Source organism: Paractinoplanes atraurantiacus (assembly GCF_900215205.1).
Classification (GTDB): Bacteria; Actinomycetota; Actinomycetes; order Mycobacteriales; family Micromonosporaceae; genus Actinoplanes; species Actinoplanes atraurantiacus.
This window is the reverse complement of the sequence record NZ_OBDY01000013.1, coordinates 38,620-52,612: the sequence shown is the minus strand read 5'-3', so window position 1 is coordinate 52,612 and position 13,993 is coordinate 38,620. Positions and strand designations below refer to the sequence as shown.

Here is a 13,993-nt window from a genome sequence, read left to right as displayed (position 1 = left end):
GCCGCGACCCTATCGTCAGCGCGCCCACCGGCCGGACAGGGCGAGCCGCCCGGCGGCCTTGTCGGCGCGGGCCTCGGCCACCCACCGGGTGAGGTCGGCCGCGGTCTGCCCGGCCGTGCGCCCGGTGGTGTCGACGACCCGTACCACCCATCGCCGATCGCCCCTGGCCCACCCGCGCCAGCGCTCCCACCGCATCGTCCCGTGGCCGCCGCGGGTGATCGCCTCCGGCATGTGCCGGGGATCCGCGGCGTGACCACGCATCCACCGCGCCCACCGGATGAAGGCCCGCTTGGCGTCCTCGCTCCACTTCCCGGGATCGCGGTCCTCGAGCCGCTGCCACCGCACCGCGTCGTCGACGTCGACGAGGCACGCGGCGATCCCGTCCACCTCGGTGGCCGACGGGCAGGCGAGCACCTCACCCAAGGGCGACTGCCCGGTCAGAATGACGTCGAGTCCCTCTTGCTGCCATTGCAGCACCCGCCGGACCCATTCCTCGGTGGCGCGCTGCCGCCACACCTTGTCCGCGCCGCGCGGCACACCGATCTCGTCGAAGTCGTGCACGAGCAGACCGTCGATTCCCGCGAGGGCTCGCGCCGCGGTCGTCTTTCCGGAGCAGCTCGACCCGGCCACCGTGAACAGCATCGTGTCAGGCGTGCCGTGGCGCCACGTCACGGGCGGCCTCGGGCAGGGCGGCCGAGGCCAGCAGCGCCAGCTTGTCGGCGTTGCTCGACCCGGCGTCCGGGTGGAAGACGACCAGCATCAGGCCGTCGGTGCCGCTGATGGCCAGGCGTTCCCGGTTGAGGGTCAGCTCGCCGACCTGCGGGTGGTTGATCTTGATCGGGGCACCGGTCTGGCCCCGTACCTCATGACGGGCCCACAGACTGCGGAAACGGGGGCTGGCCAGGGTCAGCTCGCCGGTCAGCTCGATGAAGCGCGGATCGTCGATGTCGTTGCCCACCGCCTGGCGCAGGTTGGCCACGAAACACTCCGTGACGTTCTCCCACTCGGGGTGCAGGGCCTGCTCGGCCGGGTCGAGGAACAGGTCGCGCAGCTGGTTGCCGCCGGCGGCCAGGCCGGGGGAGAGGGCCCGGGCCAGGCTGTTCGAGGCCAGGATGTCGAAGTACCGGTCCTCGATGAAGGCGGGCTGGATCAGCGAGTCCAGCAGCTTGAGCGCGCCCGGCGGCGGGGTCTGCTTGCGGGGCCGGCGCCGGCGCCGCCGGGGAACCTCCGCGACCAGGGTCAGCAGGTGGGCGAAGTGGTCCTCGTCCAGCCGGAGCACACGGGCGATCGCCTCGAGCACCTGCACGGACGGGTGGCGGTTGCGGCCGCGCTCCAAACGCAGGTAGTAGTCGGCGCTGATCCCGGCGAGCATGGCGACCTCCTCGCGCCGCAGGCCCGGCACGCGCCGCACGCCGCCGTCGGGGATGCCCGCCTGCTCGGGGGTCACCAGTTCGCGCCGGGCGCGCAGGAAGGCGCCGAGGGCGTTGGTCGTCTCGCTCACCAGGCCAGCGTATTTCGGCGTACGCGAACAGAGGGGGTCCTGTCATTCCCCTGGCACGAGAGGGATCTGGTTGGCGCCCGCGGCCCTGCCTACCGTTTCCGCCATGACCGTCACACTGATCACCGGGGCCAACAAGGGCCTCGGCTTCGAGACCGCAAGGCAACTTCAAGACCTGGGCCATGTGGTGTACGTCGGCGCGCGCGACCCGGAACGAGGGGCGAAAGCAGCAGCCGAGCTGGGTGCCCGTTTCGTCCAGCTCGACGTGACCGACGACGCGTCGGTGCCGGCCGCGCTGGCCACGATCGCCGCCGCCGAGGGCCACCTCGACGTGCTGGTGCACAACGCGGGCATCCTCGCCGACGGCCCCGTCGACGGCCCGGCGGCGCTGCGCGCGTTCGACACCAACGCGGCCGGCCTGGTCCGGGTCACCGAGGCGGCCCTGCCCCTGCTGCGCAAGTCGGCGAACCCCACGGTGGTCACGGTCTCCAGCAGCATGGGCTCCTTCTGGGCGGTCACCAACCCCGACCGGCCGGAGCACGGGCTGCCGCTGCCGCTCTACGCGGCCTCCAAGGCGGCCGCCACGATGCTCACCGTGCAATACGCGAAGTCCAACCCGGGCATCAAGTTCAACGCGGTCGAGCCCGGCCCCACCGCCACCGACATGACCGCCGCCTGGGGCATAGGCCGCCCACCGGCGGAGAGCGCCCGCGTCATCGTCGGCTTGGCGACGCTAGGCCCGGACGGCCCGACGGGAACCTTGCGGGACGAGAACGGAGAGTTGCCTTTCTGAAGTTCCATTCAAATCGGACGTTCCTCGCTAAGGCGCGCGGGCCGTGCTGGTGTTTCGGCGGGCATGTCGACGACGGGATTGCCCGCGGCACTCGACCCTCTAACGCTGGTGCTGGGCGAGAATGATTTCCCGAGAATGACCTACGGCTTGATCCGGACAACAACCTCCTGCCCTTTGCTTCGAGCCATCTCCAGTAACGACGAGGGGAATTCACCTTTGGCTTCTATCACTATGCTAGGTCGCGTGCCACCGGGCGACGCCTGATCGCTCAGCCTGCTGATGAGCCCAAGTATCGCCAGGTCAACGATCCCGGTTAGTAGAAGTCCGACTCCAACCTCCAAGAAGAAGGCTTGCCACCAAGTCTCGAAGAGAACGCCCGAGGCAACGACACATGACGTGCCCGCAACCGTGAAGGCGACAACGGCGAGACCGAGCACCCAACGGCGGCTTGCGAGAATCGTGGCCAGCTTGAGGATGGTGTCGGACACCGAATTTAGCGCCGCAGTGAGAACAACGACCGTTTCCACACTCATGCCGGCCCAGATCGCTGGGGAGGTCGCCCGGCGGGCGGTGGCCGGCTCGCTGGCCGTCGAATTGGTGTGAATTCAGCATCGACCTCAGAGAGTGCGAGCTTCCCGACTTTCATGGGTGGAACCCACGTTCAAGGCTCGGCAGGTGGCCGATGAGCCGGAGTTCGCCTATTGGCCTGGTAACCGCGAGTCGTTCTGGAGGTGAAGGTCAGCGCTTGCCCAGGGCCACGCCCGGGGTGCGGCCGTATGCGGTGAAGAACTTGTTGCGGAACTCGTCCATTCGCCAGACCGGGGTGGTGTCGGTGGGGCGCAGGCCGTCGGTCCACTGCCACGGGGCTATGCGGTCCAGGACCGACTTGTCCTTGGCGATGATGGTCACCGGGATGTCGTGGCTGGCGTTGGGGCCCGTGATGATGGACATGGGCTGGTGGTCGCCGAACATGACCAGGACCAGGTTGTCGTCGCCGTATGTGGTGGCCCACGAGATGAGGCTGTCCACCGAGTAGCCGACCGATTTGGCGTACTGGGCCTGGGTCTTCGCCGGGTCGCCCCAGAGGACCTTTCGTTCCTGGGCCGTGCCGTCCATCGACGTGAAGACCGAGCCGTCGCCGATGGTGTCCCAGTCGACCATGGACGGGATGTGGGTCCACGGCTCGTGGCTGGACGTCAGGGTGATCTCGGCCATCAGGGGGCCCTGGGCCTTGGCGTAGACCTCGCGCTGGAACGTTGCCAGGGTGTACTGGTCGGGCATGCGGGACCAGCCGAAGTCGGGGCCCTGGTAACCCATGTTCCGCGAGTCGAGGATCTTGTCGTAGCCGTAGAAGCCGGCCTCCGGCCAGTCCTTCGTGTTGCCGGGCTCGACACCGGCCGTCTCCCAGCCGGCCTCGTGGAAGGCGCGGGTCAGGGTGAGCCGGTCGCCGCTGACCATCTCGTCGTAGCGGCGCTGGCTGGTCACCCACAAGCCGGACTGGAACGAGCCGTGGGCCAGCCAGCTGCCGCCGCCGTACGTGGACGAGGTCAGCCAGCCGGTCTTCGCGTGGAAGCCGGCCGCCGTCAGCTGGGAGCCGGCGCTGGTCAGGGCGGGGGTCAGGATGGCGTTCATGGCGGGGTCGGTCAGCACGCTGTGGCCGTAGCTCTCGACCACCCCGATGACCACGTCTTTGCCTTTCAGGCCCGAGACGAGATCGGCGGCCGGGGTGCCCGCGTACGCGTCGTGGCCGACCGCCGCGGCGAACTGGCGCTCGTCGCGGATGGTGGCCGGCACCTGCCGGGCGAGGGTCTTGACCATGGCGGCGGCCGAGTCGGACGCGACCGGGTTGTTCGGGTAGAGCGTGAGACCGCTCAGGGCCAGCGCCAGCCAGACCGCGCTCAAGCCGATCAGGGTGCGGCGCACCGGAAGCTGGTGGCGCCCGGTGACCGAGGCCAGCCGCACCGCGGAGAGCGCCACGGAACCGAGGACGACGATGGCGAGCAGGACGGCTCCGGCCACCGCCAGGTTGGCGACAGTGGAGCCGTCGGTCTCGGTCAGCGCGTTGTAGCCGTCGTGCAACAGCGGCGGGTCGAGCACCGGATCGAACTTGCGCCCGAGCACGGTCCGGAAGCCGGCGTTGAAGATCTTCAAGATGACCAGTACGCCGATGCCCAGTCCCATGAGAGCGGCCACCGGCCGGCGCCAGCGGGCAGAGACCGCCAGCACCACCGCGCCCGCGAAGATCAGCTCCATGGGCAGGCGGAGGAACGCTCCGGGCACGAACGCGCCGTCGGCCGGCCGGGCGATCGTGTCGGGCACCACGAGCGCGGTCACGATCAGGACCGCCGCGGCGATGGTGACCAGGGGGCCGAGCGCGCGGCGGATCTTTGTCAAGAGCACGACCAGCACTACGGGACCGGGCCGCACATGGTTCAGAACGGGTACTCGCGGCTTTTGTCCCGCAGGGTGATCCATTGAAGTTCGGTGAAGTCGTCGTCGGCGAAGCCCAGCCCGAACCGGCCCCACCCGGAGTCCTTGAGCCCGCCGAACGGCATCTGCGGCTCGTCGTTCACGGTCTGGTCGTTGATGTGCACGATCCCGACCTCGAGGCGCCGCGCCAGCTCGAGACTTCCGTACGTGTCGGCCGAGATGATGCCCGCGGTCAGCCCGTAGCTGGACGCGTTGGCCCGCCGCACCGCGTCGTCGCCGTCGGCCGCCGTCTCCAGCAGCGCCACCGGCCCGAACGTCTCCTCGAAGGCGATCTCGGCGGTGGCCGGAACGTCGGTGAGCACCGTCGGCGGATAGCAGGGTGGCGCCGCCGTTCCTCCGGTCAGGACCCGCGCGCCGAGGGCGACGGCTTCCTCGACCCGTCGCGCCACCAGGGACAAAGCCCATTCATTGATCAAAGGCCCGACCACGGTACGGGGGTCTCGCGGATCACCGACCGCAAGCCCGGCCACCTTTTGCACAAAGAGTGACGTGAACGCCGGCGCCACCGGCTTCTCCACGATGATCCGCCGGACGCACATGCAGACCTCGCCCTGGTGGACGAAAGCCCCGTATGCGGCGGCATTGACCGCTAAAGAAAGGTCGGCGTCGGCCCGCACGATCAGCGCGTTGTGCCCGCTCAACTGGAGCACCGGCCGCTTCAGATGACGCGCCGCGAGCTCGGCCAGCCGCCGCCCGGTGCCCGTCGACCCGGTGAAGCTCACCCTGCGGACGAGCGGATGGGTGACCAGCGCCGACGCGATCTCCCCGGCATCCCCGGGCGCGTGGGTGACCACATTGACCGCGCCCGGCGGCAGCCCGGCCGCCGCGAAGATCTCCGCCCACAGCGTCCCGCCGGTGATCGGCGACTCCTCCGACGGCTTGAGCACCACGGTGTTGCCCAGGGCCAGGGGGCCCACGACGGCCCGGCCGGCCAGGCTCAGAGCCGCGTTCCAGGGTGCGATGGCGGCCACGACGCCGACCGGACGGCGTACGGCCAAAGCCCTTGACCCTGGAAGATCGGTGGGAAGGATCTGACCGGTGGGCTGGTGGGCGAGGCCGGCCGCCTGCCGCAGCAGCGCGAGGCAGAAGTCGAGCTGCACGCGCCCGAAGTACGGCCCGCAGCCCGTCTCGGCGGCCAGCAGGCCGAGCACCTCGCCGGCGCGCCGCGCCAGTTCCTCGGCGGCCCGGATGAAGATGATCTGGCGCTCGGCCGGTGACCGCGCGGCCCAGCCCGGAAAAGCGGAATGAGCAGCGGAAACGGCCGCCCGCGCGTCGTCGCCGTCGCCGGACGACACGGAGGCGAGCACGGCACGGGTCCACGGGTCGTAGTCGGGATGGCGCCGCCCGCTCAGTGACCCGACCGCCGCCCCGCCGATGTGGTGCGACACCTCGCGAGCCATAGGGATGCAGAGTGTAACCGACCGGCCACCTGTGTTCGAATAGCTGGAACGCCACTCGAAGGAGTGCCCGGGTGAATCCCTCCACGTCGCAGTCGCTCGAACGCGGCCTGCGGATCCTGACCGAGTTCGCCGAGAACGGGCCGGTGCTCGGCATCGCCGACCTGGCCCGGGCCGTCGATCTCAACCGCAGCACCACCCACCGCTACGTGGCGACGCTGGCCGGGCTGGGCTTCCTCCAGCAGGACCCGGACACGCGCAAGTACTCGCTCGGGCCGCGGCTGGTCGACCTGGGCTTCGCGGCGATCAGCTCGATGGAGATCACCGGCGTGGCCGCGGGCTACCTCCAGGAGCTCTCCGACGAGACCGGGTGCGCGGCCAGCATGGCCGTGCTCGACGGCGCCGACATCGTCTACGTCGAGCGGCGCCGGAGCCGGCGGCAGACCGGCGTGCACGTCGACCTGAACCTGCACGTGGGTTCGCGGCTTCCGGCGTACTGCACCTCGATGGGAAAGGTCCTGCTGGCCTATCGGGAGCCGGCGGCGCTGCGGCCGCTGCTCGACCGGATGGATCTCGCCCGCCGCGGGCCGAAGACGATCACCGTGCGGGAGCAGCTCGTCGGCGCCCTGGCCGCGGTGCGCCGGGGCGGCATCGCCGTGAACGACGAGGAGCTGGCCCCGGGCCTGCGCTCGATCGCGGCCCCGATCCGCGACCGCTCGGGCCACGTGGTGGCCGCCATCAACATCGCCGTCCACCTGACCACCTGGACCGCCTCGGTGGACTCGGTGATCGCGCGCCTGTCCGGCCCGCTCCTGCGTACGGCCGCCGACATCTCCCACCAGCTCGGTCACCGGCCCGATTCGAATATCTGAAACACCGTGTTGATTGCTCGGAAACACTGCGCCTAGGGTCGGCCCCATGGTGCTTTTGAGCGAGGACCGCTGGCACGATCTGCTCCACATCAACGGAGCCTGGCGCGCCGGCAGCGGCGAGTCGATGGACGTGGTGGAGCCCGCCACCTCAGGCACCCTGGCCCGGATCAACCTGGCCACGCCCGGCGACGTGCAGGCCGCCGCCCGTGCCGCCGCCACCGCCCAGCTGTCGTGGGCGGCGACCCCGCACACCGAGCGCGCCGCCGTGCTGCGCCGCGCCGCCGCCCTGTGGGCCGAGCACGCCGACGAGATCTCCTGGTGGAACGTGCGCGAGGTCGGCGCCGTCCCCGGCATGGCCGGCTTCGCCGTGCACACCGCCGAGCAGGAGTGCTGGGAGGCGGCGTCACTGCCCGGCCGCCCGTACGGCGAGCTGATCCCCACCGGCGAGCCGCGCCTGTCGATGACCCGCCGCTACCCCGTCGGCGTGGTCAGCGTCATCTCCCCGTTCAACGTCCCCATCATCCTGGGCATCCGGTCGGTCGCGCCGGCGCTGGCGCTCGGCAACGCCGTACTGCTGAAACCCGATCCCCGAACGGCCGTGACCGGAGGCCTGGTCCTGGCCCGGATCTTCCAGGAGGCCGGGCTGCCCGACGGCCTGCTCCAGGTGCTGCCCGGCGGCCGTGAGGTCGGCGAGGCCGTGGTGACGGCGCCCGAGGTGTCGGTCATCTCGTTCACCGGATCGACCGGGGCCGGACGTCAGGTCGGAGCGCTGGCCGGCCAGCACCTCAAGCGGGCCCACCTGGAGCTCGGCGGCAACTCGGCCCTGGTCGTGCTGGAGGACGCCGACGTCGACGCGGCGGTGAACCTGGCCGCCTGGGGCAGCTGGTTCCACCAGGGCCAGATCTGCATGACCACGGGCCGCCACCTGGTCCACGAGCGCCTGTACGACGACTTCGTCGAGCGCCTGGCCGACAAGGCGGCCAAACTGCCGGTCGGCGACCCCGCCCGCGAACAGGTCGCCCTGGGCCCGGTCATCGACGCCGGCCAGCGCGACAAAATCCACTCCCTGGTCACGTCGAGCGCGGGCGGCGGCGTCCGGGTGGCGGCCGGCGGCGAGTACGACCGCCTCTTCTACCGCCCCACGGTCATCGCGGGCGTGACCCCGTCGACCCCCGCCTTCGCCGAGGAGATCTTCGGCCCGGTCGCTCCGGTGGCCCGCTTCGGCAGCCTCGACGAGGCGGTGGCCCTGGCCACGACGTCGGAGTACGGCCTGTCGCTGGGCATCGTGACCAGGGACGCCATGCGAGGCGTGGAGCTGGCCGACCGCATCCCGACCGGCATAGCCCACATCAACGACCAGACGGTCAACGACGAGGCCAACGCCCCGTTCGGCGGCACCGGAGCCTCCGGCACGGGTTCCCGCTTCGGCGGCGCGGCGGCCAACATCGAGGCCTTCACCGACACCCGCTGGGTGACGGTCCGCAGCCAGCCCGCCAGCTTCCCCTTCTGAGAGGGCGGTCGCTCCTGGCGACCTCAAGGGCGGCGCGGACCGCCGCCGGGGCGTTGACCAGGCCGGCGCCGGCCGCACCACAGCCGGCCGTGGGCCCGGTCACGGGCGTCGCCGTGGAGGTCAGCAGCGCGCGGGTCCGGGGCAGGTCGCCGATCAGCCCCGGGGCCGCCGACCACATCAGCGCCACCACCCCGGCCACCTGCGGCGTCGCCATCGACGTGCCGGACATCTCGCCGTAGCCGCCGCCCGGCAACGCCGACCGGATCCGGGCTCCCGGTGCGACCAGGTCCGGCTTGGCGCCCGGCCCCCGGCTGGAGAACGCCGCCACCACACCCGCGTGGTCGGTCGCGCCGACGGTGACCACATCCGGGTACGGCCCCGGCGGCAGATCCACCGTCGCGCAGCCGGGCCCGCTGTTGCCGGCCGAGGCGACCACGAACGTCCCGGCGGCCGCGAACGCGGCGGTGGCCGGAACGAACGTGGCCAGGTCACAACCTTCGACCGCCGGGCAGTTCCACGAATTGGTCAGCACCTGCGGGCCACGGCCGGGCCGCCCGTCCGCGATCGGATCGCCTCCGGCCGGGAACGGCGCCATCATGAACTGCAGACAGTCCAGGTAGCGTGCCGGGCTGCTCAGGTTGCGGTCCATGTTCACGCAGCCGACCCATCGGGCGCCCGGCGCCACCCCGATGCCGCCACCGACCGCCGAGCCGAGCGTGTGGGTGCCGTGGCCGTCGTTGTCGACCGGCGCCCGGGTGCCGTTCCAAGGATCCAGCCAGGAGTCGTCGCCGCCCCGGAAGTTCGCCGACAGCGCCGGATGGGTGCCGTCCACCCCGGAGTCGGAAGCGCCGACGACCACGCCGGCGCCCCGGACCCCCAGCTCGGACCAGACGCGGTCGGCCCCGATCGCCGCGATGTTCCAGCCGTCGCCGGGGGCAGGGTCGACCGGGCCGTCGTCCGTGTCGCGCGGCCGGGGCAGGGGCCGCAGACGCGGGCTGATCAGCACCCGGCCGACGTCGGCTCGACCTTCCAGCCAGGGCCGCAACCACGGGCCGGCGTTCACCTCGAGCGCGTTGATCAGGTAATACCGGGTGTAGCCGATCCCGAGGCGGTCCAGGTCGCGGCGCAGAACGGCCTGGGTGCGCTCGGCCTGCGACACCAGGCGATCATGCACCTCGCCGGCCCGCGCGTCCCGCCCGGACGGGCCGGTCCGCGAGGTATCGATATCGGACAGGTCGGCCTGGTCGGCGAGGATCACGAACAGCCGGTCGCCATGGAACCCCGGCTGCCCGGCGCCGGCGTGCACCACCGCGCCGGTCAGCAGCAGCGCCGCCGCGAACCCCCGCCCGGGAATCCCGAAGCGGAAGACCACGCCGGCCGCCACCGCGATCACGGCCGTCCCCACCCCGGCGACCGCGGTCCAGATCGGCACGTCCCGGCCGGTCAGCGTCACGGTCACCTCCTCCGGGCCGACGAACGCCAGCGGTCCGAGCACGCCGAGCCCGGCCAGCACCCCGACCGCCGCCCGGCCGCGCATCCGGGCGACCACGAACCCGGCCGGCGCCAGCGCGAACACCGCCAGATTCGCACCCGGCTGACCCACACTGGCGGTGATCAAAACCAGACCGACACCGAGAACCAAACCGTTTCCGGGGTACGCCGGGGCGAGCACCGCCGCGGCCAGCCACCCGACCGCGCCCGCCGCGATCACCGCCAGCGCCGTCTCGACGGGCCCGCCGAGCGCGCCCACCCACAGCCAGGGCAGCAGCAGCCCCACCCCGGCGACGATCGCGGCCGGGACGGTCCGGTCTTCGGCGGGCCGGCGGTTGCGGGCGACGAGCGCGCCGAGCACGGCCAGCACGGCGAGCAGCGACAGGTAGAGCTCATGCTCGGGTACCGGCACGAACCGGGCCGTGGCGAGCACCAGGCCAGCCGCCGCGGCCCACACCCAGACCCGCGCCACCGCGTCCCGCCGGCGGAGAAGAAGCAGCCCGGACGGCATCGCGGCCAGCACCGCGCCGAGCACACCGTACGCGACAGCGGTCCCGCCGGCGGGCTGCTCCCCGGCCGCCTTGACCGTGTCCTGCCCGGCCTGCCACGCAAGCCATTGCGCCGTCACACTGACCGCGACCGCCCATACACCGGCCCCGGCCAGCTGCCACGACTTCACCATCCGCGGAAGGTACAACATGGACGGACCGGGTCGGTGTTCGGAGCCAGGACGGTCAGACCGCCGTCGAGCCGGGCGAAGATCCTCCGTCGCGCCAGACGCGCCGGGCTGAGCCGGCCGGTCAGGTCGTCGAGTGCGTTCTCGACGGCCACGGCCAGGTTCGGTGGCCGGCCGCTCGTGCGTACTGCCTGAGCACGGCGATGGCCTCCGCCCTGTCGGCTGACGGGCCCGACTCGGCGCGGAGGACGGCTACATAGTGGGGGAAGCCGGCCGTTACGGCCTGCCGGATCTCGCCGGCGTCCACTGCGCCGATCTGCTCGTGCGCCGGACCGGTGACTTTGGCGGTCGCGATGGTGGACAAGAGATCGAGCGCCACGGTCCGCCCGGTCGGCATCATGTCCGGCAGAGTCGCGACCAGAACGGCGAGCGTTAGGCTGCGGGTCGCGCATCGTTCGACGTCGAAGCGGGGGCTGAGATGAACGCCGAAGACCGGATCGCACGGGTCAGGCCACTGTACGAGCGGGCCGTCCACGGCGGTGAGCTCGAAGTGCTGGTGGAGGCCGAACGAGGGCTGGACGCCGTCGAAGCTGATGTGGCGCTGGCCCGGGGGCAGATTCTGCATGCGAGGTTCATGCACGGCGACAAGGTCGAAGACCCGGCCGAGCTCGGTTTGTTCGAGCGGGCGGCAGAGCTGTACCGCGCGCTCGGCGACGAGCGCGGTGAGGGGGAAGCCCTGTTCTGGATCGGCTGCCTGCACCAGTTCATCCGCCGCGACAACGAGACCGCGGTTCCGTTGCTGGAGCGCTCATTGCGGCTGGCGGCCGCGACCGGCGACCGGGTGACCCAGGGCGAGGCTTTGCGGCACCTGGGCATCGCGGCCCACGCCGCCGGCCGCCTCGACGAGGCCCGCGAGCGGCTGGAGGAGTCGACGCGGCTGCGCCGGGAGATCGGGGCGTTCGCGGGGGTGGCCGCGAACATGGTCGGGCTGGCGTACATCGCCGCCGCCCAGGGGCGCCGCGCGGACGCCGTCGCGATCCTCGAGGAGGGGCGTGCCCTCGCGGAGAAGAACGGGGCCGGCGCCATCGTGCGGCAGCTCGACCAGGCACGCACGGAGATGTAGGAGACAGATCATGGCGTACGGGGTGGTACTGCGGCCGGATGTCGAGGCGTCGCGGTCTCTGGTCGGGCTGTCACACGCGATCGGCGACGGGCGCCGGCCGCTGATGCTGCTGGGGGACGACGCGCCGCCGCACGTGTCGGTCCTGCATGTCGACTGTGGTGAGGAGCAGGTGGCGGGGATCGTCGCGGCTACCGCGCCGCATCGGGAGCGGGTCTTCGAGGCGAAGGTCATCGGGCTGCTGTACTCGGTGATTGCGCCCGGCGACTATTACGTGCCGACCGGCGGCTACTACTTCGGGCTGGAAGTCATCCGCAGTCCGCAGCTGAACGCGCTGCACCAGGAGTTCCTGCGGCTCGGGCACCAGCCGTTGGGGCTCGTGGACGAGGACTACCGGCCGCACATCACGCTGGGGGTGACCGCCGAGCCACCCACACTGCCGAACCTGTCCTCAGTGCCGGCCGGGGCGCTCCAGCTGACGATGTTCAGCGGCCCGGTCGCTCCGTTCGGGACGTTCCCCGACCTGTCCCGGTGACGGCGTCACCTCGCCGCACAACAGGGCCAGGCCGAGGGTGGTTGTGGTGTAGAGGACGCGCCGGCCTGTGCGGGAGCCGGCGATGAGGCCGGCCTCGCGCAGGACGCGCAGGTGCTGGGAGATCGCGCTCGGGGTGACGCCCGTGGAGTGGGCCAGGTCGGTGACGGTGGTGGGGGAGCGCAGGGCCTCCAGCAGGTCGGCTCGGGGGCGGCCCAGCAGGTTGGCGACGGCGCCGGTGGCCGGGTGCGTGCCGGCGGTCCACAAGGTGGCCAGGCCGCGGGCCGGGTAGCGGACGGTTGTCCACGACGAGGTCGACGCTCTGATGTGGGGCGTCGATGGGCCCAGGGCGGACGGCATCAGGACCAGGCCACCCGGAGCGGGGCGGATCACGCGGTTGCCTTGGCGGCTGTGCTGCAGAAGGCGGCCGTCGCGCCAGTCCAAGTCGGGGTGGCGCGGACCTGCCTGGCCGTAGTTCGGCGCAGGGGCCTCGAGGTCGTCGTCGATCGACGGTGCGCGAGCGCCGGGGGCGGGCAGCAGGAACTCCGGCCAGGACGGGCGGTCGTTGACCAGCAGGGGCCAGGTCGACGGAAGGTGCAGAGTCCGGGCCTCGCGTTCGGCCCAGCGCCGCCAGCGGCGATGGGGTTCGGGTGTGGCGGGCGCGCCGAGCAGGAGCAGCGCACCGACGGTTTCCGCGAGCGGGGAGATGGCGAACCTCGTGCCGGCCAGCTCGGCAACGTCGAGGTCCACCGTCAAAGGCACGCCGGATTATGTAGCGGAGAGCTACATGGTGTCCATGGGCTACGGCCGCGCCGAGGTTGGTCGCCGTGACTCGACTTCCGCCGCCTATCGGCGTCTGCAAGCGGCAGCCATCGTCAGCAACCTGGGGGACGGTGCCTTCGTCGCGGCTGTTCCTCTGCTCGCTGTGACCGTGACCCGTGACATGCGGCTGGTCTCGCTGGTGGCGGCGGTCGCGGCCGGGGCGGTGGAAATCCGGTGGCTGGTCGTGGCGGCTTTTCTGCTCGGTGCCTGTGAGGTGGTGGCGGGGAACGCCGCCCACGCTGCCCTACCTTCGCTTGTGCCCGTGGAGGACCTGCGGTGGGCCAACGGGCGGCAGTTCGCGGCCACGAACACGGCGCGGACGTTCGCCGGGCCGCCGATCGGTGGGTTGCTCTTCGGGATGGGGGCCGGGCTGCCGTTCGTGTTCGACGCGGTCTCGTTCGCCGCGTCGGTGGTACTGCTGCGGCGGCTTCCGCGTCGGCGGCCGGGGCCTTCGCCAGTGCCGATGCGGCGTGCCGTGGGGGAGGGGCTGCGCTGGCTGGCTGGGCACCGGCTCCTGCGTGCCCTCGCAATTCTCTTGGCTCTGAATCTTTTCTGCTTTCAGCTGGCCACGGTCACTCTGGTGCTGCTCGCGGTGAGCGTGGTGACCGTCAGCCTGCGCCAGACCGTTGTGCCGGCGGCTCTGCTCGGACGTGTGAACGTGGTCTACCGGATGCTGTCGGCGGGCTTGACGCCGCTCGGTGCGGTGGCCGGGGGCTTCGTCGCCCACGATTGGGGAATGCGCGCGGCCTATCCGATCGCGGGGTGGTGCGGGGTGCTGTCCTGATCGTCGCG

At 71.6% G+C, this 13,993-nt stretch carries 14 protein-coding genes; 6 read left to right on the top strand and 8 right to left on the bottom strand.

Annotated elements, in window-relative coordinates; translation table 11 throughout:
- Window positions 1-15: 15 nt before the first annotated feature.
- Entirely contained in the window at window positions 16-642 is a 627-nt protein-coding gene (locus tag CRP55_RS26915; RefSeq protein WP_143234894.1) for a DEAD/DEAH box helicase family protein, read from the bottom strand.
- 4 nt (window positions 643-646) lie between these two features.
- Window positions 647-1,501, bottom strand: coding sequence for a helix-turn-helix domain-containing protein (locus CRP55_RS26910; protein ID WP_097322921.1), 855 nt, complete (start codon window positions 1,499-1,501; stop codon window positions 647-649).
- A 103-nt stretch (window positions 1,502-1,604) separates the two neighbouring features.
- Here CRP55_RS26910 and CRP55_RS26905 point away from each other — a divergent pair, with 103 nt between their 5' ends.
- On the top strand, window positions 1,605-2,291 hold the full coding sequence (locus tag CRP55_RS26905) for an SDR family NAD(P)-dependent oxidoreductase (protein ID WP_097322920.1): 687 nt from the start codon (window positions 1,605-1,607) through the stop codon (window positions 2,289-2,291).
- Window positions 2,292-2,431: 140 nt separating this feature from the next.
- Here the strand turns inward: CRP55_RS26905 and CRP55_RS26900 are convergent, their stop codons facing one another.
- From CRP55_RS26900 to CRP55_RS26890, 3 genes are all read right to left on the bottom strand, one after another.
- On the bottom strand, window positions 2,432-2,824 hold the full coding sequence (locus CRP55_RS26900; RefSeq protein ID WP_143234892.1) for a hypothetical protein: 393 nt from the start codon (window positions 2,822-2,824) through the stop codon (window positions 2,432-2,434).
- 205 nt (window positions 2,825-3,029) lie between these two features.
- Window positions 3,030-4,691 carry an LTA synthase family protein gene (locus CRP55_RS26895; RefSeq protein WP_097323089.1) on the bottom strand — a complete coding sequence of 554 codons (1,662 nt, stop codon included), beginning with the start codon at window positions 4,689-4,691 and terminating at the stop codon, window positions 3,030-3,032.
- Between the two features lie 32 nt (window positions 4,692-4,723).
- Window positions 4,724-6,181 carry an aldehyde dehydrogenase family protein gene (locus CRP55_RS26890; RefSeq protein ID WP_097322918.1) on the bottom strand — a complete coding sequence of 486 codons (1,458 nt, stop codon included), beginning with the start codon at window positions 6,179-6,181 and terminating at the stop codon, window positions 4,724-4,726.
- 71 nt (window positions 6,182-6,252) lie between these two features.
- On the opposite strand from CRP55_RS26890, the gene CRP55_RS26885 reads away from it, so the two are divergent.
- Both CRP55_RS26885 and CRP55_RS26880 read left to right on the top strand, forming a co-directional pair.
- Window positions 6,253-7,050 (top strand): IclR family transcriptional regulator, encoded by a 798-nt coding sequence (locus CRP55_RS26885; protein WP_097322917.1) that lies wholly within the window; start codon window positions 6,253-6,255, stop codon window positions 7,048-7,050.
- A 46-nt stretch (window positions 7,051-7,096) separates the two neighbouring features.
- On the top strand, window positions 7,097-8,560 hold the full coding sequence (locus tag CRP55_RS26880) for an aldehyde dehydrogenase family protein (RefSeq protein WP_097322916.1): 1,464 nt from the start codon (window positions 7,097-7,099) through the stop codon (window positions 8,558-8,560).
- Here CRP55_RS26880 and CRP55_RS26875 read toward each other — a convergent pair.
- Window positions 8,505-10,733, bottom strand: a complete 2,229-nt coding sequence (locus CRP55_RS26875; RefSeq protein WP_097322915.1) for a S8 family serine peptidase — start codon at window positions 10,731-10,733, stop codon at window positions 8,505-8,507. The two genes, CRP55_RS26880 and CRP55_RS26875, sit on opposite strands and share 56 nt — an antisense overlap.
- Before the next feature lie 118 nt (window positions 10,734-10,851).
- Window positions 10,852-11,352, bottom strand: coding sequence for a hypothetical protein (locus CRP55_RS54940; RefSeq protein ID WP_245923391.1), 501 nt, complete (start codon window positions 11,350-11,352; stop codon window positions 10,852-10,854).
- A gap of 9 nt (window positions 11,353-11,361) precedes the next feature.
- Between CRP55_RS54940 and CRP55_RS26865 the strand changes: the two genes are divergently transcribed.
- Entirely contained in the window at window positions 11,362-11,850 is a 489-nt protein-coding gene (locus CRP55_RS26865) for a tetratricopeptide repeat protein (RefSeq protein ID WP_245923390.1), read from the top strand.
- A 10-nt stretch (window positions 11,851-11,860) separates the two neighbouring features.
- Window positions 11,861-12,382: a 2'-5' RNA ligase family protein gene (locus tag CRP55_RS52275; protein ID WP_143234890.1), complete on the top strand. Its 522-nt coding sequence runs from the start codon at window positions 11,861-11,863 to the stop codon at window positions 12,380-12,382.
- Here the strand turns inward: CRP55_RS52275 and CRP55_RS26855 are convergent.
- Window positions 12,299-13,141: an ArsR/SmtB family transcription factor gene (locus CRP55_RS26855; protein ID WP_218854705.1), complete on the bottom strand. Its 843-nt coding sequence runs from the start codon at window positions 13,139-13,141 to the stop codon at window positions 12,299-12,301. The genes CRP55_RS52275 and CRP55_RS26855 overlap by 84 nt on opposite strands.
- A gap of 25 nt (window positions 13,142-13,166) precedes the next feature.
- On the opposite strand from CRP55_RS26855, the gene CRP55_RS26850 reads away from it, so the two are divergent.
- On the top strand, window positions 13,167-13,985 hold the full coding sequence (locus CRP55_RS26850; protein WP_218854704.1) for an MFS transporter: 819 nt from the start codon (window positions 13,167-13,169) through the stop codon (window positions 13,983-13,985).
- Window positions 13,986-13,993: the final 8 nt, after the last annotated feature.